The following is a 19,322-nucleotide window of genomic DNA, read 5'->3' on the forward strand; positions in this document are numbered from 1 at the left end:
GACCGAAACAGAAACGTGTTCTATTGTGCTGGCGGGGCCGAAACCAGGAGGTGACCGCGATGGATCTGGTTGCGTTGGAAGAGATTCGTGCGTTGAAATACCGCTATCTGCGGACGCTGGATCTGCGGGAGTGGGACGAGTTCGCCGATACCCTCGCCGCGGACGCGGTGGCCGATTACGGCTCGCCGTCGGGCGGTAAGCCGCTGCAGTTCGAGGGCCGCGACGCCATCGTCGGCTATCTCAGCGGCGCGATGACCGGCACCATGATCACCTCGCATGTGTGCAGTCATCCCGAGATCGCGGTGGACGGCGATTCCGCCTCCGGCAGTTGGTGTCTCGAGGATACGGTCATCGTTCCCGAGCACGGGATCATGATTCGCGGCGCCGCGTACTACCGCGACACCTATCGCCGTGAATCCGACGGCCGCTGGCGCATCACGAAGACCGGCTATCAACGCAACTACGAGGCGATGATGCCGCTGTCCTCGATCCAGGGATTCACCATCACCGCCAGCCGCTGGGACCCCAGCGTCACGCACTGATCCGGTCGGCCGCTCAGGGCCGGGCGGTGCGCCGGATCGCGGTGGGAGTGCTGTCCCACCAGCGGCGCGCGCAGCGGGTCAGGGTGGCCTGTTCCGCGAGGCCGAGCAGTGAGGCGATCTGGCTCATCGGCAGATCCGTTGTGGTCAGATAGCGTCGGGCCTCACCGCGGCGCACATCGTCGACGATGGCGGCGAAGGTCGTGTGCTCGGCCGCCAGGCGCCGCTGCAGGGTGCGCGGATGGATCGTCAAAAGCCTTGCCACCGAATCGATCTGCGGTGCGGTCGTGCCCAGCAGCTGCTGTACGGCGGCCCGCACCCCCGGCACCGTGGAGGCGCCGGTGTCACCGGCTTGTTCGGCCAGGAATGCCACCGCCAGCCGGCGCAGATTCGCATCGCCGCCCGCGATCGCCCGGCTCGTGAGGTTGCTCGGCAGCCGCAGCATGGCCGCCGGTCGCTCGAAGCGCACCGGGACGCCGAAGAAATTCTCGTAGGCCGCGCGCGGACCCGGCGGGCGGTACGGCAGCTCCACTGAGCGCAGGCCGTACGGGCCGTCCACCAGCCGGATCAGCGTGCGATGCAGAAATCCCAGGCCGAGATCGGTGCCCTGGACGGGTTGGGGGAACCCCGGTTCGACGCCGTAGCGCAGGGCCGTCACACCACGGTCGCCGTAGGGATCCGGTTCGATGGTCAGGCTCAGCGAGCGCGCGTGCACGAACAGGTAGCGCGAGGTGCACTCCAGCGCATCGGCCAGGGTCGGCGAGCTGCGGATGGCCAGCGCGAGTGGTCCCAGCATGCCGAGGTCCTGCCGGGCGGCGATCCGAAGGCCCAGATCGGGACACCGCAGCCGGTCGGCGGCGATCTCCAGCACCAGCGCCATCGCCTCGTCCGACACCAGCAGATCGTCCGCGTCCAGGGCGGCGATCGGGTAACCGGCCGCGGCCGCGTATTCCTCCGCATTTCCCCCGAGTTCGGCCACGGTCGCGCGAAAACCGCGCAAACCGGCCGAGCGGATCACCGACATGTCGTCCAGAATCAAATACTTGTCGCGCAAAGTCAAGAATGCCGCGGGCGGAACCAGGAGACTGGAACCATGACCGCAGCTGGTGAATATGTCGACGTCGTCATCGTGGGCGCTGGTCTGTCCGGAATCGGCGCCGGTTACCGCGTGCAGACCGAATTGCCCGGAAAGTCCTATGCGATTCTCGAGGCGCGCGAGTCGCTGGGCGGCACCTGGGACCTGTTCCGGTACCCCGGCATCCGCTCGGATTCGGATATGTTCACCCTCGGCTACCCGTTCGAGCCCTGGCGCGATGCCAAATCGATCGCCGACGGTCCCTCGATTCTGCGCTACATCACCGAGACGGCGCGCCGCTACGGGATCGACAAGCATATTCGCTACGGCACCAAAGTCGTTGCGGCACAATGGTCCAGCGCCGAGTCGCGATGGACGCTGACCCTGCGGCAGGGCGATGCGGAGCGCACGCTGAGCTGCCGCTTCCTCTACTCGTGCGCCGGCTACTACGACTACGACGAGGGCCACGCGCCCGAATTCCCGGGCGTGGAGACCTTTTCCGGCACCATGGTGCATCCGCAGTTCTGGCCGGAGGATCTCGACTACGCCGGCAAGAAGGTCGTGGTCGTCGGCAGCGGCGCCACCGCCGTGACGCTGGTTCCGGCGATGGCCGAGCAGGCCGAACTGGTGACCATGCTGCAGCGTTCACCGACCTGGATCTCCGCGGTGCCCGGCCGGGACAAGCAGGCCGACAAGATTCGGGAACTGCTGCCGGCGGGCTTGGCGCACCGTGTGATCCGCACGAAGAACATCCTGTTCAACGTCGGTTTCTATCAGTACTGCCGACGTCGTCCGCAGGCGGCGCGCAAGCTGCTCACCGCGCTGACCACTCGCATTCTCAAGGACGAGAAGCTGGTCGCCGAACACTTCACCCCGGAGTACAACCCGTGGGATCAGCGGCTGTGCGCGGTGCCGGACGCCGACTTCTTCAAGGCGATGCGCAAGGGTAAGGCCGAGGTGGTCACCGATCACATCGACACCTTCGTGCCCGAGGGCATCCGGCTGACATCGGGCCGGGTGCTCCCCGCCGACATCGTCATCTCGGCGACCGGCCTGAAGTTGCTGGCCTTCGGCGGTATCACGCTGGAGGTCGACGGCGAGCCGGTGAACCTGTCCGACCGGTTCGTCTGGCAGGGAACGATGCTCACCGGCGTCCCCAACTTCGCGGTCTGCATCGGCTACACGAATGCGTCCTGGACGCTGCGCGCCGACCTGACCTCACGGCTGGTCTGCAAGGTGATCGCCCATATGGACCGGCGTGGATACGACGCGGTGGTACCGCAACCGCAGGGCGAGCTCACCGAACATCCGCTGCTCGACCTCGCCTCCGGCTATATCCAGCGGTCCATCGGCGACTTCCCGCGGCAGGGCGATCGGCATCCGTGGAAGGTGCGGCAGAACTACCTGCTGGATTCGGCCACGACCATGCGCACGAATCTGGACAAGACGCTGCAGCCGGTCCGGCGCACGGCGGCGCTGTCGAACGCCTGAGTGCAGCGCCGGTCCCGGTCAGCTCGCCCAGGGGCCGACGCCGCCGATCTTGTCGATCCGTACGCGGGTCAGCAGTCCCGGCGGTGCGTCGGCAGGAGGGAAGTTCAGACCCGGTGCGGCGAGCACGGCGGCCAGTTCCTTCAGCAGTTCGGGCGCCCCGCCCTCGACGATGCGCGCGGTGCCGGTGACCGACAGATACGGCCGCATGAACTCGCTGGGCTGATCCGAGACGATGGTCAGCGCCACTCGCGGATCGCGGCGCACGTTGCGCACCTTCAGATATTCGCCGAGATGTGCGCTGACCAGCTCGTCGCCCTCGGGAGTGGACTGCAACGCCACCCAGACGACGGAAATCTGCGGGCTGCCGTCGGCATTCAGGGTGACCAGGGTCGCGTTGGCGCCGGCGCCGACGAATTCGCGCGCGGAATCGGGAAGTCGCATATCCGGTCCGACGCCTGCGCGAATCGTTTCATTCCCGCGGTGCGCGCACCCGCCGCGCGGCTCGGACGCGATGTCTGATTTCCGCCGGTATTCGATCCGGGGCTCCGGCAGATTGGGGAGCGTACGGATCGAATACCGAAAGGATCAGCAATGACGGTCTACACGACGACGGCGAGTCCGCTCGGTGAGCTCATGCTCGTCGGCGAGGTGCGCCCGGGTGGTGTCGCCCTCACCGCCCTGTCCATCGCGGGCGGGAAAGGCGCTGTAGTGCAACCTGATTGGACCGAGGATCGCGCGCCGTTCGAATCGGTCGTGTGTCAGCTAGACAGCTACTTCGCCGGGCAGCGCACCCGCTTCGAACTCGACTATGCGGTCGAGGGCAGCGAATTCCGGCGTCGGGTGTGGCAGGCGCTCGACGACATCCCGTACGGCCGCACGGTGACCTACGGTGACATCGCCGCCCGGGTCGGTGCGCCGCGGGCTGCGGTGCGGGCGGTCGGGGCCGCGATCGGTGCCAACCCGGTTCTGATCGTGCGACCGTGCCACCGGGTGATCGGCGCGAACGGCCGCCTGACCGGCTACGCGGGCGGGCTCGAGCGCAAGCGGCAACTGCTGGAGCTCGAACATGCCGCGTGAGAACGGTCCGGCAGCGACCGGACCGGGGCTTACCGCGACGTCGTTCGGCGCTCGGGTGGATGCGCAGGACTGGACGCGGATGGCGGAGGACCTCGACGAGCACGGGTACGCGCTCAGCGGCAGCCTGCTGAGCGCGGACGAATGCCGCTCGCTCGCGGCCCTGTACGGCGAGGCCCACCGCTTCCGCTCCACCATCGAGATGTCGCGCCACCGTTTCGGGTCCGGCGAATATCGCTACTTCACCCACGATCTGCCTCCGGTGGTCTCCGAGTTGCGCGCCGCGCTGTATCCGAAATTGCTGCCCATCGCGCGGATGTGGGCGCAACGACTGGGCCGCCCCGGTTCGTGGCCGGACGAGTTGGACGACTGGATCGCCCAGTGCCACCGGGCCGGGCAGAACCGCTCGGCGCAGATTCTGCTGCGCTACGGCCCGGGCGATTGGAACGCACTGCATCGAGACCTCTTCGGCGACATGATCTTTCCACTGCAGGTGGTGGTCGGACTGGATGCCGCCGGCGCGGACTACACCGGCGGCGAATTCCTGATGGTCGAACAGCGCCCGCGCGCCCAATCCCGCGGCGCGGCAGTCACTCTGCCGCAGGGGCACGCGCTGGTCTTCACCACCCGGGAGCGCCCGGTACGGTCCACCCGCGGCTGGTCGGCCGCGCCCATGCGCCACGGCGTGAGCGTGGTGCGCAGCGGGCACCGCCATACCCTCGGCCTCGTATTCCACGATGCGTGAGGGCGGCGTCGACAGGGGTGTCGATGGATGACGGGGACCGTGCTCCGGCGCGGTATTACGTGCTGCTCGGCTCCGACGCCGTGCCGTACCGCAGCCCGACCGCGGGCACGGTCGGCGGGCATCGGCGTCAGCGCATCTACGGGCGGCTGGACTGCCCGGCGGCACTGCGCGCCCTGCGCCGCGGCAACTACGCCGCATACCGCGTGTTCTTCGCCGACGAGGCCACCGCTGTCGCCGCCGGATACCGGCCGTGCGCGCGGTGTCTGCCGGAGGCGTATCGGCGCTGGAAATCCGCGCGCTCAGATGCTGCGCTGCCGCCGCCGGATCGGCGGCCGGGGCGGACCGATGTGCCGGTGCACCAATTGCAGGGCGGCCAGCAGGATCAGCGAGAATCCGGTGGACAGGTAGTCCTCGGTCAGCACGCCGAGCACGGCCAGGCCGCCGAAGACCGGTAGTTCCAGCCAGGAGCACCAGGCCAGTAGTCGTAGCCGGGAGGCGTGGGAATCGAGCCAGGCCAGTCCGTCGTCGACGATGTCGGCGGCCGTGTCGAACTCGACCAAACCGTCGCCCACCTGCACGAACCGATGTACCGCCTGCTCGCGACTGATCCGCCCCAGCCACACCTCGTCGATGAGCCGCTTACCTTCGACCGCAACTTCCGTGACGACCGCGTCCATTCTGCGCCAGTCCCTTTCCAGTTGGTCTCGCAAAGTGTAAGCGCCGAGAGCCGCAATCACCCCGCAATCCGGCCCTCTCATGGCTGGGTGGTGCACACCACCCGGCCGGGGCCGCCCCCGGTCCCCGGGCGATCGACGCGAATCGGACAGCGCCGCAACCCGTGCGGGTCCCGCCGGGCGACATCGCCGAAAGTCTTGGCGACGAACGCAATTCGATATCCGGCGCAATAATCGGCGGAGTGTTCCGGCTTTTCGAAATAAGGTATGGGATACCTTCCTGTGCAATGGTTTACCTAAATTCGGGCAGCCTTTCTTTGCTGGCGAGGAAAAGGCGGCCGGGTTATTTTTGTCTGGTGCAAGCGGATACGGCGGTAATGGAGAGTGTGGTCCGGCCGGAAACTCACGGACCGGGTTTGTCGGTACGACTGAATTGGCTGCGGGCCGGGGTGCTGGGTGCCAACGACGGAATCGTCTCCGTCGCAGGGATTGTCGTGGGTGTGGCGGCCGCCACTACGTCGACGTCGGCGATCGTCACCGCGGGCGTCGCGGGACTCGCGGCGGGCGCGGTGTCGATGGCATTGGGCGAGTATGTGTCGGTGAGCACACAGCGCGACAGTGAGCGCGCGGTGCTGGACGTGGAACGGCGGGAACTCGCCGAGGACCCGGCGGGTGAACTCGCCGAGCTGGCCGCCATCTACGAGGGCAAGGGCCTGACGCCGGCCACCGCGTGGAAGGTCGCCGAGGAGTTGACGGCCAAGGACGCGTTCGCCGCCCATGCCGAGGCCGAATTGGGCATCGATCCGAGCGAACTGACCAACCCGTGGCATGCCGCGCTGTCGTCGGCCTCGGCGTTCACCATCGGGGCGCTGCTGCCGCTGCTGGCCATGCTGGTACCGGCGGCGATCCGGGTTCCGGTCACCGCGACGGCGGTTCTGGTGGCACTGGCCGCGACCGGCGCCATCGGCGCCCGTCTGGGGCAGGCGCCGGTGGGGCGCGCGACGATTCGCGTGCTGGCGGGCGGTGCGCTGGCGATGGCGACGACCTATGTAGTCGGCCACCTGGTCGGTATCGCGGTCTAGCGGGCGGTCGGGGCGGCAGGCGAAATCAGCGGTTCCGGAACCGGTTTCCCACGCGCAGCCGGTCCATGACCGCGCGCATCTTGGCTTGCCGGTGCGGATCGCCGATCCGGAATTCGACGTGCACGACGGGATGGGATGCGTCGATCAGCGCCACGGTTTCGCGGTCCGTGGAGTGAGCAGCGCGGGGTGAAGCGGTCATAACTCCCAGTGTGCACCCGCGGCTATTTTCTGGCAATGTGTTCTGCCGCTCTGTCGCTTTCGAAACCCAATCGAAATGCTCGGGGATGCAGTCGCTTACACCGCCGCGCTGCCGCCGCTCACGACCGGGAGCCCACCGGCTCCCGTTTGCGGGCCTCCCGGGCCAGCGCCCGGTCCCGCTGTTCTTCGAAACGCGCACAATCGTTTCGCAGTTTCTCCAGGAATTCCCCGAGGGTATTGCGCGCCCGGTCGCCGCGCGCGGTGAAGTCGTTGCGATCGAACACATTCCACTTGCGCAACACCGGCATCACCACTTCCTCCAGATGCTGGCGCAGATCGTAGATTCCGTGTTTTGCCATCAGCACGCCGTTGCGCCGCCAATCCGGCATTCCGGCACCCGGCATCCGGAAATTGCACACGATATCGGAAATCGCCTCCAGCGCCTGGTCGGGCGCCAGATCCAAAGCCGCCGCGCACATATTGCGGTAGAAGATCATGTGCAGGTTCTCGTCCGCGGAGATGCGCGCCAGCATGCGGTCGGCGACCGGATCGTCACAGACCTTCCCGGTGTTGCGATGTGAGACGCGGGTGGCCAGTTCCTGGAAGGTCACATAGGCGACCGAGTGCAGGAATCCGGTGTCGGCCCGCTCCACCACGCTGGCCTTGTCGCTTTCGCGCACGAGTTTCATCGCGTCGTAACCGTTGGTCATGTGGACCATCCGGGCCCGTTCCAGGGCCACGGGGTCGACCGCGCGGGTCACGACCAGATAGTCGCGAATCACGATGCCGTGCCGGTTCTCCTCGGCCGTCCAGCGTCCCACCCAGGTTCCCCAGGCGCCGTCGGTGGAGAAGTTCTCGGCGATCTCGCGATGGTAGGACGGCAGATTGTCCTCGGTGAGAAGATTCGTGACCATCGCGGCGCGGGCGACCTCGCTCAGCCGTGACTGGGCGGGGTCCCAATCGGTTCCGCTGAGGGCCGCGAAATTGCGTCCCGCATCCCACGGGACGTAGTCGTGCGGATGCCACGTCTTCGCCATCGACAGATGCCGATGCACGTTGCTCTCCGCCACGGGCTCGAGTTCCAGTAGCAGCTCGAGTTGGGTGAGATTCCTGACCACGGTGTTGCCCTTCCTCGTTGTGGATCGCCGTGCGACGCTGCGGGAGGAAACCGGTACAGTGCAGTCACGACCGGGTTGCCGGGTGGCACTCAGGGCTGTGCCGGTCGTGTTTCGTCTCGCTAATGTAGCCGCTCCATCGCCACCGTTGTCGCTCCAGCTTGTATTCGCCGCAGTGTTGCCCCTGTTCCGCAGTGTTGCCTGTCGAAAGTGAGCCGAGAATGACGGTTTCCAGCCGTATGCGCTACCGCGACGTCGTCGTCACCAGCCTGGCCGCGACCACGTCCATCGCCGGTGATGTCGACTCCACGTGGAAGGGACTGTTGAACGGTGAGAGCGGAATCGACGTACTCGACGACGGTTTCATCGACCAGTTCGAACTTCCGGTCCGCATCGGCGGTCACCTCAAGGTCGTTCCGTCCACCGTTCTGAGCCGTGAGGAGACCCGCAGGCTGTCCTACGTCGAGCAGATGGCATTGGTGCTGGGGCGCGAGGTGTGGCGCAACGCCGGTGCGCCCGAGGTCGATCCGGAGCGGCTCGGCGTCTCCATCGGCACCGGGCTCGGTGGTGTGGAGGCGCTCATCGACGTCAAGGACAAGATGGCCAACGGCGGATATCGCCGGGTCAGCCCGCTCGCGGTCCAGATGATCATGCCCAACGGCGCGGCCGCGGTGGTCGGGCTGGAATTGGGCGCCAAAGCCGGTATCGCGACCCCCGTTTCGGCGTGTTCCTCGGGGTCGGAGGCCATCGCCAACGCGTGGAAGATGATCGTGATGGGCGACGCCGACGTGGTCGTGACCGGCGGTGTGGAGGGGTCGATCCAGGCCGTGCCGATCGCCGCGTTCACCATGATGCGGGCGATGAGTACGCGCAACGACGATCCGAAACGCGCCTCGCGTCCCTTCGATACCGATCGTGACGGATTCGTCTTCGGTGAGGCCGGCGCGATGATGGTGCTCGAATCCGAGGAACACGCCCGGGCTCGCGGCGCCACCGTGCATGCCCGGCTGCTCGGCGCCGGCCTTACCTCCGACGGTTTCCACCTGGTGGCGCCGGATCCGGACGGCACGGGCGCGGCGCGGGCCATCACCCGCGCGCTGCAGACCGCCGGATTGTCGAAAACCGATGTGGGACATGTGAACGCGCATGCCACCGCCACCCCGATCGGCGACACCGCGGAGGCCCGTGCCATCGCCGCGGCGGTCGGCAATCACGCCTCGGTCTACGCGCCGAAATCGGCGCTGGGACATTCCATCGGCGCCGTCGGGGCACTGGAATCGGTGCTCACGGTGCTGTCCATTCGCGACTGCGTCGTCCCGCCCACCCTCAACCTGGACAACCAGGATCCGGATGTCGATCTGGACATCGTCAAGGGCCAGGCCCGGGCGGGGCGGATCGACTACGCGGTCAACAATTCCTTCGGATTCGGCGGCCACAACGTGTCGTTGACCTTCGGCCGGTATTGAGTTGCCCGCCGGAGCTCCGCCGAGTGCGGGCTCCGGGCTTTCGTTCCTGCGTGACTGTTCGTGCGTGACGTTCGTGCGTGAAAAGGATGAGGGAATGATCGGCGAGACCTTCGATGACTATCTGGACGAACACGGCAACATCAAGATCCTGGGCGATGCGACCCTGATCGAATTCGTCGACAAGCACAGTGCGGCGAACGGGGACGAGCTGGCCTACCGCTACATCGACTATTCGCGCGAGCGCGACGGTGAGTACCACGAGCTCACCTGGCGTCAGTTCGGTGCGCGGTTGCGGGCGGTGGCGGCCCGGTTGCAGCAGGTGACCCGGCCGCGGGATCGAGTGGCCATTCTGGCGCCGCAGGGCCTGGACTACGTGGTGGCGATGTTCGCGGCGGTGTACGCGGGCAATATCGCTGTACCGCTGTTCGATCCGGACGAACCCGGCCACACCGACCGGCTGCACGCCGTCCTCGGCGACTGCCGGCCGACAGCGATTCTGACCGCGAGTTCCGCGGCGGCCGGGGTACGCGAATTCTTCCGCGGCATGCCGACGGGTCAGCGTCCGCGCATCATCGCCGTCGACGCGATTCCCGACAGCGTCGGCGCGGGCTGGAGCGAACCGGATATCAATATCGACAGCGTCGCGTATCTGCAGTACACCTCCGGTTCCACCCGCACGCCCGCCGGCGTGGAGATCACGCATCGCTCGGTCGGCACGAATCTGCTGCAGATGATCGACGCGCTCGGCATCGACGAAACCGCCCGCGGCGTCACCTGGTTGCCGCTGTTCCACGACATGGGCCTGCTGTGTGTGATTCTGCCGGCGATCGGCGGCAAGTTCATCACCATCATGTCGCCGAGTGCGTTCGTCCGGCGGCCCTATCGCTGGATCAAGGAGTTGGCCGCCGCCTCCGACGGCGCCGCAACCTATGCCGCCGCACCGAATTTCGCGTTCGAGCATGCTGCGACGCGCGGACGACCGAAGGCGGGTGAGCACCTCGATCTGTCGAATGTGATCGGTCTGATCAACGGCAGTGAGCCGGTGTCGGTGTCGTCGATGGCGAAATTCAACGATGCCTTCATGCCCTACGGATTGCCGAAGACGGCGATCAAGCCGTGTTACGGGATGGCCGAGGCCACCCTGTTCGTGTCGGCCACCCGGCGTGAGGACGCCGCGCGGGTCGTCTACGCCGACCGCACCCGCCTCAATGCCGGAGACCTCGTCGAGGTCGCCCCGGATGCGGAAGACGCCGTGGCACAGGTGTCCTGCGGATATGTGGCGCGTTCACAGTGGGCGGTGATCGTCGACGACAACGGCGCCGAACTGCCGGACGGCCGGGTGGGCGAGATCTGGTTGCACGGGGAGAACATGGGCATCGGCTACTGGGGTCGTGCCGAGGAGACCGAGGCGACCTTCCACAACCGGCTCAGCGCCCGGCAGCCCGCCGCCAGCCGTGCCGAAGGCGCTGCGCCACAGGCATATTGGATGCGCACCGGGGACTACGGCGTGTATCACGACGGCGAGTTGTACATCACCGGCCGGGTCAAGGATCTGGTGATCGTCGACGGGCGCAACCACTATCCGCAGGATCTGGAGATGTCGGCACAGGAGTCGTCGGCCGCACTGCGGCCGGGTTTCGTGGCGGCGTTCTCGGTGCGCGGTGACGAGCTGCCCGCCGAACTCGCCGCCTCCGGGGACGGAGGCGAACATCTGGTAATCGTGGCCGAACGGGGAAGTGGCGCAGCGAAACTCGATACGGGGCCGGTGGCGGAGGTGGTGCGGGCGGCGATTTCGGCGCGCCACGGGGTCACCGTGCGCGAACTGCTCCTGGTGCCGGCCGGATCGATTCCGCGCACGTCGAGCGGGAAGATCGCCCGACGTGCCTGTAAGGCCGCATATCTGACGGGAACCCTGCGCGGCGGCCACCGCCAGCAGGCCTTCCCGGACGTCTGCGACGACTAGCCGTGGCGGAGCGGGGGAGGCTGATTAGGTGAGGCAATCCTCGTGTGCCCGTTGAGATGTCCTCTGGGCACCGGATTGTCCGGTACTTGTCCGTCGGCGAGGCCGCGTTGCGGAGTTACCGTGTAGCTACATCAACATGTAGAACCGGATATGGGGCAATGTCATGGAGTTGTCTACCGATTATCTCATTGTGGTGATGGCACATTCGGCGCCCACCCGGCCATTGACAGTGGAGCGTGCGCATCAGGTGATGCAGTTGCACACCGATTGTTCGACCGACGGCTGCGGTATCAAGCAGGCGGCGTTCGACGCGCTGGTAACCGCCGGGCATATCGTGCCCGACAGTTGCCGGCGCCGCGGGTAGCGTGCGTCGGTCGGCGTCGGGGACGCCGACCGGCACACGTGATCCGATCGATCCTCAGAGTCGTTCGATGACGGTGGCGTTGGCGAGACCACCGGCCTCGCACATGGTCATCAGGCCGTAGCGGCCGCCCGACTGTTCGAGGTGGTTGACCAGCGTCGCGAGGATGCGGACGCCCGAGGCGCCGAGCGGATGCCCCAGTGCGATGGCGCCGCCGCGGGGGTTCAGCTTGGCCGGGTCGGCGTTCAGTTCGTGCGCCCACACCAGCGGGACCGGCGCGAAGGCCTCGTTCACCTCGTAGGCGTCGATGTCGTCGATCGACAGACCGCCGCGCGCCAGCACTTTCCGGGTCGCGGGGACGACCGCGGTCAGCATCAGCAGCGGGTCGTCGCCGGTGACGGCGAAGGAATGGAAGCGGGCGCGCGGGCGCAGGCCGAGTGCGGCGGCCTTTTCCTCACTCATGATCAGGGCCGCGGAGGCACCGTCGGTGAGCGGGGAGGAGTTGCCCGGCGTGATGGACCAGTCGATCTCGGGGAAGCGGGCCAGGTACTGGTCGTCGGCGAAGGCGGGACGCAGACCGGCCAGGCCCTCGACCGTGGTGGACGGGCGAATGGTCTCGTCGGCCTGCAGGGTTCCGGCCGCGACGATCTCGCGATCGAACCCGCCCGAAGCGGCGGTCTCGGCGGCCAGCCGGTGCGACCGGGCCGCGAATTCGTCCAGTGCGGCGCGGTCGAACTTCCACCGCGCGGCGATCACCTCTGCCGAAATACCCTGCTGCACAAGCCCTTCGGGGTAGCGATGGGCGATCGGACCGCGATTGGCGTCGGCGCCCTGGCCGTTGGAGAACATCGGCACCCGCGACATCGACTCCACACCGCAGGCGATGGCGATGTCGTAGGCGCCGGCGATCACGCCCTGAGCGGCGAAGTGCGCGGCCTGCTGACTGGAGCCGCACTGGCGGTCGACGGTGGTAGCGGGGACGGCCTCCGGAAATCCGGCCGCGAGCACCGCCGTACGGGCGATGTTGAACGCCTGTTCCCCGCTCTGCGTCACGCAGCCGGCGATCACATCGTCGACCAGCGCCGGATCCAGGTCGTTGCGTGCGACCAGGTCGGACAGCACTCCGGCCAGCAGGGTGGCCGGGTGGACCTGGGACAGGCCGCCACCGGTTTTTCCCTTACCGGACGGGGTCCGGACGACATCGACGACGACTGCCGTGGTCATAGCCACTCCGATCGATCAAAGTTACTCGAGGTTCTGCTATAAGTTAACACCGATTCGCTTCTTTTCCGAGAGTGGGCCCGGTCTGGGGGCGGTCTGCGACCCGGCGGCGGCGCGGCACGCGGGCGTCGTCGGCTGCTGCGCGGTCCCCGGATGTGGCAGACTCGGCACGGCACGATGCGGCCGGTCGACGACCGTATGTGGAAGGTGATGCGGGAGTTGGGATGGCGAGTGCGCTGAGCGCGATCGAACAGCAGGTGGCCGACCACAGACGGGCCGCCGCTCAGGAACGATCGGCCGAGGCCGAACTGCGCCTGGCGACGTCGCTGTGCGAGCTGGCCAAGGCCTGCCTGGACACCAAGACCGAAGGCGCCGACCGCGACCGCGCGCCCGCAGCGCTGGAACCCGCCCAGGAGGCGGTGCTGATCCGGCTGCACTGGCTGACCGCCGGTCATGTGACCGCGCAATTCGCCGGGCAGGTCACCGAGGCGTTGCGATTGTTCGAACAGGCCGCCCGCACCATAGGCCATCGTGAACTGGCCACCGCGACCATCCGCCAGGCCTGCGACGCGTATCACCAAGTGGCGCAGAACTATCCGATGGCGGCCGGGGTGTGCGCCGACGGTCTGTCCAAATGCGGGGTGTGGCTGTGCCGGCTGGATCCCGAGTCGGCGGTGGCGGCCAGTGCCGAGGCGGTGCGCATCCGCGCGGGCCTGTTCGCCGCCAATCCCGATCAGGCGGGCCGCTATCTGGCCAGCCTGAACATGCTGCTGCGCACCCTGATGATCGGCCGCGCGCGCAAACAGGCGCTGGCGATGTATCGCGAACGGTATTCCGCGTGGACCACGCCGGAGATGACCACGCGGTTGCGTGAGACCTCGATCGACGAACTCGAATTCACCAGCAAAACCCATGGCGCCCTGGTGAAATTGGAATGCCCGACGCTCGAACGCGCCGGATATCTCACCCAGCAGCAGATCCTCTACCAAACCGCCGGCGATCTGACCACGATCGAGGAGATCAACTGGAAGCTCGGCCTGGTCGGGCTCAAACCCCTCGCCGCCGGTGCGCTGGCGGACCCGCCGTCCAAGCCCATGGAGATCGCCACCTCCTACGGTGCGTTGAGCGTGCGCTGCGCCGCCGCCGACGCGGTGGCCCGGGTGCGCGCGGCGGTGATCGAGGCCTATGCCGCCGACGGCGCGCATCCGGTGGACAGCAGCGCCTTCGCCGGGGTCGGCGAAACCCATTGGCATATGCCCGATCCCGTCCTCAACGCCGCTCCGAACCTCGGTGACGATGTGGTGCTGCTGCAACGCGCGGGCAGCTGGGTGCATGTGCTGAGCCTGTTCTGGGAACTCGCGCCCACCGGGAAAAACCCACTGGCGCTGCGGCTTTCGCGGCAGTGGCCGGTGCTCGCGGTCAACACCATCGAGAATCTGACCTACGAATTGTGCTGGTACGCCGACGGTGCCGCGCGACAGTTCGCCGCTCTGGGCCGCCCGGCCGGACAGGAGCCGCTGGATACTCCGCTGGCGCCGTTGGACTTCGCGATGCTCGCCGACTACGGCGCCGACTACGCCTCCGAAACCCAGGTCCGGGCGGCGTTCGGCAACTCCGGCATGTTCGCCAAGCTGACCAACCTGCCCGCCAGTGGAATCCGGCAGGCGGGGCAGGCGCGTGCCCTGGCCGATTACGGCGACCAGATCCTGTTCTTCCGTGGTGGCACGCGGCAGGACTGAGCTGCCCCGCGTTCCCTGTCACCGCGGGCGGTTACCGTCGACACCATGACACTCTCGGTCGGATGCGCGCAGTGGACCCACGAGGCGTGGCGCGCGTATCAGCCGGATTCGCGGCGGCGACTGGGCGGTTATGCCCGGTACTGCACCGCGGTGGAGGGCAACACCACCTTCTACGCGACGCCGAGTCCGGCCACCGTGCGGTCGTGGGTCGAGCAGACGCCCGAGGATTTCCGATTCGTGCTCAAGCTGCCGAGGACCATCACCCACGAACGCCGGATGCGCGGTGCGGAAACGGAATTGGCGGAATTCCTGCGCGCGGTGGAACCGCTGGCGCCGCGCATCCACGCGCTCTGGGCGCAATTGCCGGCCTCGTTCGGGCCGGACGATCTCGGCGTGCTCGCCGGACTGCTGCAGCGCCTGCCGCGCCGGTACCGCTGCGCGGTCGAGGTGCGCCACCGCGCGTTCTTCGCCGATCCCGAGGCGGCCGACCGGCTGGAGTACGTGCTGGAACGGGTTGGTGCCGAATGGATTCCGTTCGACACCACCACCCTGTTCGCCGCACCGCCGCGCAGCCCGGCCGAGTACGAGGCGAGCGCGAAGAAGCCGCGGCTGCCGCGCCGCTTGCGCGCACTGACCGACTATCCGATCGTGCGGTATCACGGCAACGACGATGTCGAGGCGACCGTCGCCGGCTGGCGGCCGTGGCGCGACCTCGTCGTCGAGTGGTTGCGGGAAGGGCGGTCGCCGACGGTATTCGTCCACACTCCCGACAATGCGGATTCGCTACTGCTGGCCCGGCGGTTCTACGATGACGTGCGGTCCGCCGGCGCGGAACTGCCGGCCCTCGTGGATCCGGCGCCGATCGAGCCGATGACCCTGTTCTGAACGAAATGAACCACCGCCGTACGCCGTCTGTATAGTTGGCGTCGGCAACTACTTGTACGCGCTGAGCAAGTCTGCAGATCTGGGAAAAGGGGACACCCGATGACCGCTGCCGGCCTTGACCGCACCGTCACTGCCACAGCGCTCGACGACGCCGATCGACTAGGCGCCCAATTGATCCGGTTCGTACGCGCGGTGAATCGCGCCAAGACGCAGCTGTCCAAGACCGGCCCGGACGGACTGGAGAAGCTCGCCTACGCCATGCTCTTCTGTCTGGTTCACGACGGACCGCAGCGGACGGGCAAGCTGGCCGAGCAATTGCACGCCGAGATCTCCACCATCAGCCGGCAGACCAGATCTCTCGTGGCACACGGCCTGGTCGAGCGTCGCGCCGATCCGATCGACGGCCGGGCATGCGTACTGGCCGCGACCGACGAGGGTGTCCGGGTGTTCGCCGAGAATCGGCGCTTGCGCAACCTTTGGATCGCCGAGGTGATGGCCGATTGGCCAGACGCGGACAAGTCCACGCTGATCGTATTGCTCGATCGGCTCAACTGCGGTATCGAATCAACCCCGCCATCGACGGCCGAACCGAAACAGGGCTTGGAAATATGACCACTTCGACCACCCGGGAGCCGGCGGCGCAGCCGGCCCCGGGCGCCGCGCCGGGCACACTCTCGCATCGGCAGGTTCTGACTATTTTGTCCGGTTTGTTGCTGGGGATGTTCTTGGCGGCGCTGGATCAGAATATTGTGAGTGTGGCGATTGTCCGGATCGCGAATAGTTTGCATGGTTTCGATCAGCAGGCGTGGGCGACGACGGCGTATTTGATCACGGCGACGATTTCGACGCCGTTGTACGGCAAGTTGGCCGATATTTATGGTCGTAAGCCGTTTTATTTGCTGGCGATCGGTATTTTCGTGGTGGGGTCGGCGGCGTGTACGTTCGCGACGTCGATGTACGAGTTGGCGGCGTTCCGGGCGTTTCAGGGTTTGGGCGCCGGTGGCCTGATGTCGCTGGCGTTCACCATCATCGGCGATATCGTGCCCGCTCGCGAACGCGTGCGGTATCAGGGCTACTTCATGATGGTGTTCGGCACCGCGACGGTCGCCGGCCCGGTGCTCGGCGGCTTCTTCTCCGATTACGACACGTTGTGGGGGATCGACGGCTGGCGCTGGGTGTTCCTGGTGAATGTGCCGATCGGCGTGCTCGCGCTGGCCGTGGTCGCGAAGGTGCTCAACGTGCCGCACGAGCGGCAGCGGCATCGCGTGGACTGGTTCGGCGCGATCGCGCTGGCGATTTGTGTGGTGCCGTTGCTGATCGTCGCCGAACAGGGCCGCGGCTGGGGCTGGGAATCGCCGCGGGCGCTGCTCTGCTACGGGATCGGCGCCGCCGGCCTGGTGTTGTTCCTCCTCGTGGAATTCCTGATGAAGGACGCCGCGCTGATTCCGTTGCGGCTGTTCCGGAATTCGACGTTCTCCATCACCATTCTGGGCGGTTTCATCGTCGGTATCGCGATGTTCGGCGCGATCAGTGTGGTGCCGCTGTATCTGCAAGTGGTGCGTGGCTATTCGCCCACCAAGGCGGGATTGCTGATGCTGCCGCTGGTGCTGGGCATCATGATCGGCTCGCTGATCGCCGGGCAGATCACCAAGCTCACCGGCCGGTACAAGATCCTGCCCGTGCTGGGTACTTTCGTCATCGCGTGCGGGGCGGCGCTGTACGCGCAGGTGCATTACGACAGCCCGCTCTGGCAACCGCTGGTGTACAGCGCGGTCATCGGCTTCGGACTCGGTGGCTGTATGCAGACGTTGATCATCGCGGCGCAGAATGCCGGTCCGCGGTCGGATATGGGTGTGTCCACGGCGTCGGCGACATTCTTCCGGCAGATGGGCGGCACGCTGGGCGTCGCGGTCTTCCTGACGATTCTGTTCAATCTGTTGCCGCACAAGATCATCGACGCCTTCGGTGGTGTGCTGCCACCCGGATTCGGCGCCGGGAAACTCGACCAGTTGCAGGCCAACACCAGCGGCATCGCGGCGCTGCCGGCGCAGGTGCGCGATCCGATTCTCATCGGCTTCACCGAATCCCTGCACGGCGTCTTCTACGCCGCTGCCGGGGTGGCGTTGCTGGCCTGTGTGGTGCTGCTGTTCATGAAAGAGATTCCGCTGCAGGACAGTCCGACGCCACCGGCGCAGCCGCAGCGCGCGGAGTCGGCACCGGACGAGCCGGCCGTGCTCGACCTCGACACCGCGCCCGCCGGCGACGCCGAGACGGCCGGGTCGGAGCCGGAAGCCTGGGAGCGAGAGCCGTTGTGGGAGGACGACGAGGGAGCCGCCCGGCCGGAGCCGGCACCCGCCGGAACGGGGGCGCACGCCGCGTTCCCGGAGAGCGCCGGCGACGCGCCCCTGTCCGGACGCATTCACCGCGAAGACGGGCAACCGGTATCCGGCGCGGCGCTGACCCTGATCGACCAACGGGGACATCAGGTTTCCCGAGCCACGACCGACGGCGCGGGCGCCTACCGCCTGAGCGCGCCGGACCAGGGGAACCATGTGCTGATCGTTTCCGCCGAGGGGCATCAGCCCGCCGCGGTGAACGTCGCGATCGGTGCCGAGCCGCAGACGGCCGACCTCACCCTGCTGGGCGCCGGGAAGCTGTCCGGCATCGTCACCGAGGGGCCGGGCCGGCCCCTCGCGGACGTGACCGTCACGCTGACCGATCGGCGGGGGGAGGTCGTCGGTGCGGCGGTGACCGGACCCGACGGCGCCTACGCCTGTCACGGCATCGTCGCCGGCACCTACACCCTGGTCGCGGTCGCCGGACATCGCAGGCCCGATGCCACGACGTTGACCGTGCCCGCGACCGGCATGCTGCGCTACGACATCGAACTCGCGCCGACGGCGGTGCTGTCGGGCCGGGTGCGCTCCGAGTGCGGCCCGGTCGCCCATGCCCACGTCGCGGTGCTGGACTCGGGCGGCACGGTGGTGGCCGTCGCGCTGACGGACGGCGACGGTCGCTACCGGATCGACGATCTTCCCGCCGGGGACTACACGGTGGTGGGTCGCGGCTATCCGCCCGCCAGTGCGCGCGTCGCGGTCGACGGCGAGCGGATCGCCCACGACCTGCGGCTCTGCTACGACGGCGCCGCCGACAGATCGTGATCGGTATGCCGCGGCCGGTGCGGCGAGACCGGGGTGCGGTGGGCGTGCGGTAGGTGTGGGTGGCCTCGGACCGGGCCGTATTCCGTGGTGCTCGCCTCCCTGTCGCCCGGCCCGATATCCCCGGGCTCGATATCGCCCGGTCCGATTTCGCCGGATCGCAGGGCGGTGCGCTCGAGGACCCGGGCGCACAGCCGGATCACCGCCTCGTCCAGGGTGATGCCGAGTTCGGCGGCGTGCAGGGTGGCCATCTCGACGGCCCCGAGATCGTCCACGAAAGCTGGATCGGACAGGATCTCGTCGACGATCATGCCGCTCAGCGCCTGCTCCTGGGTCAGAAGCTCGCCGGGCAGCCAGCTCAGCAGCCACTGCCCGGGAAGTGAGGGCAGACGCTGGGCAGATTCCGGGGTGACATCGCTGGTCATCAACCAGTCGGTGATATGAAGCGTCATGGCATTCCCCTTCCACCAAGCCGGCCGCTGCGGCGGTCGTTGCCGCTCCGATAAACGGAGAGCCGGTGGCTATAGCTAAATGCT

19 protein-coding genes and 1 pseudogene are annotated in these 19,322 nt (G+C 67.4%); 13 read left to right on the forward strand and 7 right to left on the reverse strand.

From position 1 onward, the window contains the following. Nucleotides 1-59 precede the first annotated feature (59 nt). Nucleotides 60-542: a nuclear transport factor 2 family protein gene (locus tag ACPCUW_RS12320; protein ID WP_030516069.1), complete on the forward strand. Its 483-nt coding sequence runs from the start codon at nt 60-62 to the stop codon at nt 540-542. A gap of 13 nt (nt 543-555) precedes the next feature. Here the strand turns inward: ACPCUW_RS12320 and ACPCUW_RS12325 are convergent, their stop codons facing one another. Next, nucleotides 556-1,593, reverse strand: coding sequence for an AraC family transcriptional regulator (locus ACPCUW_RS12325; protein WP_423424880.1), 1,038 nt, complete (start codon nt 1,591-1,593; stop codon nt 556-558). Between the two features lie 39 nt (nt 1,594-1,632). On the opposite strand from ACPCUW_RS12325, the gene ACPCUW_RS12330 reads away from it, so the two are divergent. After that, entirely contained in the window at nt 1,633-3,105 is a 1,473-nt protein-coding gene (locus ACPCUW_RS12330; RefSeq protein WP_423424882.1) for a flavin-containing monooxygenase, read from the forward strand. Nucleotides 3,106-3,123: 18 nt separating this feature from the next. On the opposite strand, the gene ACPCUW_RS12335 is transcribed toward ACPCUW_RS12330, so the two are convergent. Further along, a complete protein-coding gene (locus tag ACPCUW_RS12335) occupies nt 3,124-3,546 on the reverse strand; it encodes a PPOX class F420-dependent oxidoreductase (protein ID WP_030516066.1) in 423 nt (140 codons plus the stop codon). A 150-nt stretch (nt 3,547-3,696) separates the two neighbouring features. Here ACPCUW_RS12335 and ACPCUW_RS12340 point away from each other — a divergent pair, with 150 nt between their 5' ends. The 3 genes and pseudogenes from ACPCUW_RS12340 to ACPCUW_RS12350 all read left to right on the forward strand — a co-directional run. Further along, the gene (locus ACPCUW_RS12340) at nt 3,697-4,182 is read left to right on the forward strand and encodes a methylated-DNA--[protein]-cysteine S-methyltransferase (RefSeq protein WP_104394045.1); all 486 of its coding nucleotides are present in this window, start codon (nt 3,697-3,699) and stop codon (nt 4,180-4,182) included. Then, nucleotides 4,172-4,924, forward strand: coding sequence for a 2OG-Fe(II) oxygenase (locus tag ACPCUW_RS12345; RefSeq protein ID WP_423424885.1), 753 nt, complete (start codon nt 4,172-4,174; stop codon nt 4,922-4,924). Before ACPCUW_RS12340 ends, ACPCUW_RS12345 begins: the two co-directional genes overlap by 11 nt. A gap of 23 nt (nt 4,925-4,947) precedes the next feature. Then, nucleotides 4,948-5,223: pseudogene (locus ACPCUW_RS12350) on the forward strand (Ada metal-binding domain-containing protein); the annotation flags it as partial. Here the strand turns inward: ACPCUW_RS12350 and ACPCUW_RS12355 are convergent. Continuing rightward, nucleotides 5,224-5,601 (reverse strand): hypothetical protein, encoded by a 378-nt coding sequence (locus ACPCUW_RS12355; protein ID WP_030516063.1) that lies wholly within the window; start codon nt 5,599-5,601, stop codon nt 5,224-5,226. Nucleotides 5,602-5,975: 374 nt separating this feature from the next. Here ACPCUW_RS12355 and ACPCUW_RS12360 point away from each other — a divergent pair, with 374 nt between their 5' ends. Continuing rightward, nucleotides 5,976-6,680, forward strand: coding sequence for a VIT1/CCC1 transporter family protein (locus ACPCUW_RS12360; protein WP_104394048.1), 705 nt, complete (start codon nt 5,976-5,978; stop codon nt 6,678-6,680). A 25-nt stretch (nt 6,681-6,705) separates the two neighbouring features. Here ACPCUW_RS12360 and ACPCUW_RS12365 read toward each other — a convergent pair whose 3' ends face one another. Then, nucleotides 6,706-6,879 carry a hypothetical protein gene (locus ACPCUW_RS12365; RefSeq protein ID WP_156055668.1) on the reverse strand — a complete coding sequence of 58 codons (174 nt, stop codon included), beginning with the start codon at nt 6,877-6,879 and terminating at the stop codon, nt 6,706-6,708. Between the two features lie 118 nt (nt 6,880-6,997). Continuing rightward, entirely contained in the window at nt 6,998-7,996 is a 999-nt protein-coding gene (locus ACPCUW_RS12370) for an acyl-ACP desaturase (protein WP_423424887.1), read from the reverse strand. Nucleotides 7,997-8,214: 218 nt separating this feature from the next. On the opposite strand from ACPCUW_RS12370, the gene ACPCUW_RS12375 reads away from it, so the two are divergent. The 3 genes from ACPCUW_RS12375 to ACPCUW_RS12385 all read left to right on the forward strand — a co-directional run bounded on the left by ACPCUW_RS12375 (nt 8,215) and on the right by ACPCUW_RS12385 (nt 11,786). After that, on the forward strand, nt 8,215-9,459 hold the full coding sequence (locus tag ACPCUW_RS12375; RefSeq protein ID WP_104364640.1) for a KasA/KasB family beta-ketoacyl-ACP synthase: 1,245 nt from the start codon (nt 8,215-8,217) through the stop codon (nt 9,457-9,459). Between the two features lie 94 nt (nt 9,460-9,553). Beyond that, on the forward strand, nt 9,554-11,422 hold the full coding sequence (gene fadD32, locus ACPCUW_RS12380; RefSeq protein ID WP_423424889.1) for a long-chain-fatty-acid--AMP ligase FadD32: 1,869 nt from the start codon (nt 9,554-9,556) through the stop codon (nt 11,420-11,422). 163 nt (nt 11,423-11,585) lie between these two features. Next, nucleotides 11,586-11,786 (forward strand): hypothetical protein, encoded by a 201-nt coding sequence (locus ACPCUW_RS12385; RefSeq protein ID WP_030516058.1) that lies wholly within the window; start codon nt 11,586-11,588, stop codon nt 11,784-11,786. Nucleotides 11,787-11,840: 54 nt separating this feature from the next. Here the strand turns inward: ACPCUW_RS12385 and ACPCUW_RS12390 are convergent, their stop codons facing one another. Then, nucleotides 11,841-13,007 (reverse strand): thiolase family protein, encoded by a 1,167-nt coding sequence (locus tag ACPCUW_RS12390; protein WP_063012146.1) that lies wholly within the window; start codon nt 13,005-13,007, stop codon nt 11,841-11,843. A gap of 221 nt (nt 13,008-13,228) precedes the next feature. On the opposite strand from ACPCUW_RS12390, the gene ACPCUW_RS12395 reads away from it, so the two are divergent. The 4 genes from ACPCUW_RS12395 (at nt 13,229) to ACPCUW_RS12410 (ending at nt 18,789) form a co-directional block, all read left to right on the forward strand. Beyond that, complete coding sequence (locus tag ACPCUW_RS12395) at nt 13,229-14,743, forward strand: hypothetical protein (protein WP_104364641.1); 1,515 nt, start codon at nt 13,229-13,231, stop codon at nt 14,741-14,743. Nucleotides 14,744-14,788: 45 nt separating this feature from the next. Next, nucleotides 14,789-15,628: a DUF72 domain-containing protein gene (locus ACPCUW_RS12400; RefSeq protein WP_423424892.1), complete on the forward strand. Its 840-nt coding sequence runs from the start codon at nt 14,789-14,791 to the stop codon at nt 15,626-15,628. 99 nt (nt 15,629-15,727) lie between these two features. Next, nucleotides 15,728-16,240: a MarR family winged helix-turn-helix transcriptional regulator gene (locus tag ACPCUW_RS12405; RefSeq protein ID WP_423424894.1), complete on the forward strand. Its 513-nt coding sequence runs from the start codon at nt 15,728-15,730 to the stop codon at nt 16,238-16,240. Continuing rightward, nucleotides 16,237-18,789, forward strand: coding sequence for an MFS transporter (locus ACPCUW_RS12410; protein ID WP_423424896.1), 2,553 nt, complete (start codon nt 16,237-16,239; stop codon nt 18,787-18,789). Before ACPCUW_RS12405 ends, ACPCUW_RS12410 begins: the two co-directional genes overlap by 4 nt. On the opposite strand, the gene ACPCUW_RS12415 is transcribed toward ACPCUW_RS12410, so the two are convergent. Further along, on the reverse strand, nt 18,762-19,238 hold the full coding sequence (locus tag ACPCUW_RS12415) for a hypothetical protein (protein ID WP_051756361.1): 477 nt from the start codon (nt 19,236-19,238) through the stop codon (nt 18,762-18,764). The two genes, ACPCUW_RS12410 and ACPCUW_RS12415, sit on opposite strands and share 28 nt — an antisense overlap. Nucleotides 19,239-19,322 lie beyond the last annotated feature (84 nt).

The organism is Nocardia sp. AB354, assembly GCF_049538315.1.
In the GTDB taxonomy this organism is placed as follows: Bacteria; Actinomycetota; Actinomycetes; order Mycobacteriales; family Mycobacteriaceae; genus Nocardia; species Nocardia nova.

What these genes read in the sequence shown, in the direction of transcription:
- ACPCUW_RS12320 (WP_030516069.1), top strand. Translation starts at nt 60, where the DNA reads ATGGATCTGGTTGCGTTGGAAGAGATTCGTGCGTTGAAATACCGCTAT.
- ACPCUW_RS12330 (WP_423424882.1), top strand. Translation starts at nt 1,633, where the DNA reads ATGACCGCAGCTGGTGAATATGTCGACGTCGTCATCGTGGGCGCTGGT.
- ACPCUW_RS12335 (WP_030516066.1), bottom strand. Translation starts at nt 3,546, where the DNA reads ATGCGACTTCCCGATTCCGCGCGCGAATTCGTCGGCGCCGGCGCCAAC.
- ACPCUW_RS12340 (WP_104394045.1), top strand. Translation starts at nt 3,697, where the DNA reads ATGACGGTCTACACGACGACGGCGAGTCCGCTCGGTGAGCTCATGCTC.
- ACPCUW_RS12345 (WP_423424885.1), top strand. Translation starts at nt 4,172, where the DNA reads ATGCCGCGTGAGAACGGTCCGGCAGCGACCGGACCGGGGCTTACCGCG.
- ACPCUW_RS12355 (WP_030516063.1), bottom strand. Translation starts at nt 5,601, where the DNA reads ATGGACGCGGTCGTCACGGAAGTTGCGGTCGAAGGTAAGCGGCTCATC.
- ACPCUW_RS12360 (WP_104394048.1), top strand. Translation starts at nt 5,976, where the DNA reads ATGGAGAGTGTGGTCCGGCCGGAAACTCACGGACCGGGTTTGTCGGTA.
- ACPCUW_RS12365 (WP_156055668.1), bottom strand. Translation starts at nt 6,879, where the DNA reads ATGACCGCTTCACCCCGCGCTGCTCACTCCACGGACCGCGAAACCGTG.
- ACPCUW_RS12375 (WP_104364640.1), top strand. Translation starts at nt 8,215, where the DNA reads ATGACGGTTTCCAGCCGTATGCGCTACCGCGACGTCGTCGTCACCAGC.
- fadD32 (WP_423424889.1), top strand. Translation starts at nt 9,554, where the DNA reads ATGATCGGCGAGACCTTCGATGACTATCTGGACGAACACGGCAACATC.
- ACPCUW_RS12385 (WP_030516058.1), top strand. Translation starts at nt 11,586, where the DNA reads ATGGAGTTGTCTACCGATTATCTCATTGTGGTGATGGCACATTCGGCG.
- ACPCUW_RS12390 (WP_063012146.1), bottom strand. Translation starts at nt 13,007, where the DNA reads ATGACCACGGCAGTCGTCGTCGATGTCGTCCGGACCCCGTCCGGTAAG.
- ACPCUW_RS12395 (WP_104364641.1), top strand. Translation starts at nt 13,229, where the DNA reads ATGGCGAGTGCGCTGAGCGCGATCGAACAGCAGGTGGCCGACCACAGA.
- ACPCUW_RS12400 (WP_423424892.1), top strand. Translation starts at nt 14,789, where the DNA reads ATGACACTCTCGGTCGGATGCGCGCAGTGGACCCACGAGGCGTGGCGC.
- ACPCUW_RS12405 (WP_423424894.1), top strand. Translation starts at nt 15,728, where the DNA reads ATGACCGCTGCCGGCCTTGACCGCACCGTCACTGCCACAGCGCTCGAC.
- ACPCUW_RS12410 (WP_423424896.1), top strand. Translation starts at nt 16,237, where the DNA reads ATGACCACTTCGACCACCCGGGAGCCGGCGGCGCAGCCGGCCCCGGGC.
- ACPCUW_RS12415 (WP_051756361.1), bottom strand. Translation starts at nt 19,238, where the DNA reads ATGACGCTTCATATCACCGACTGGTTGATGACCAGCGATGTCACCCCG.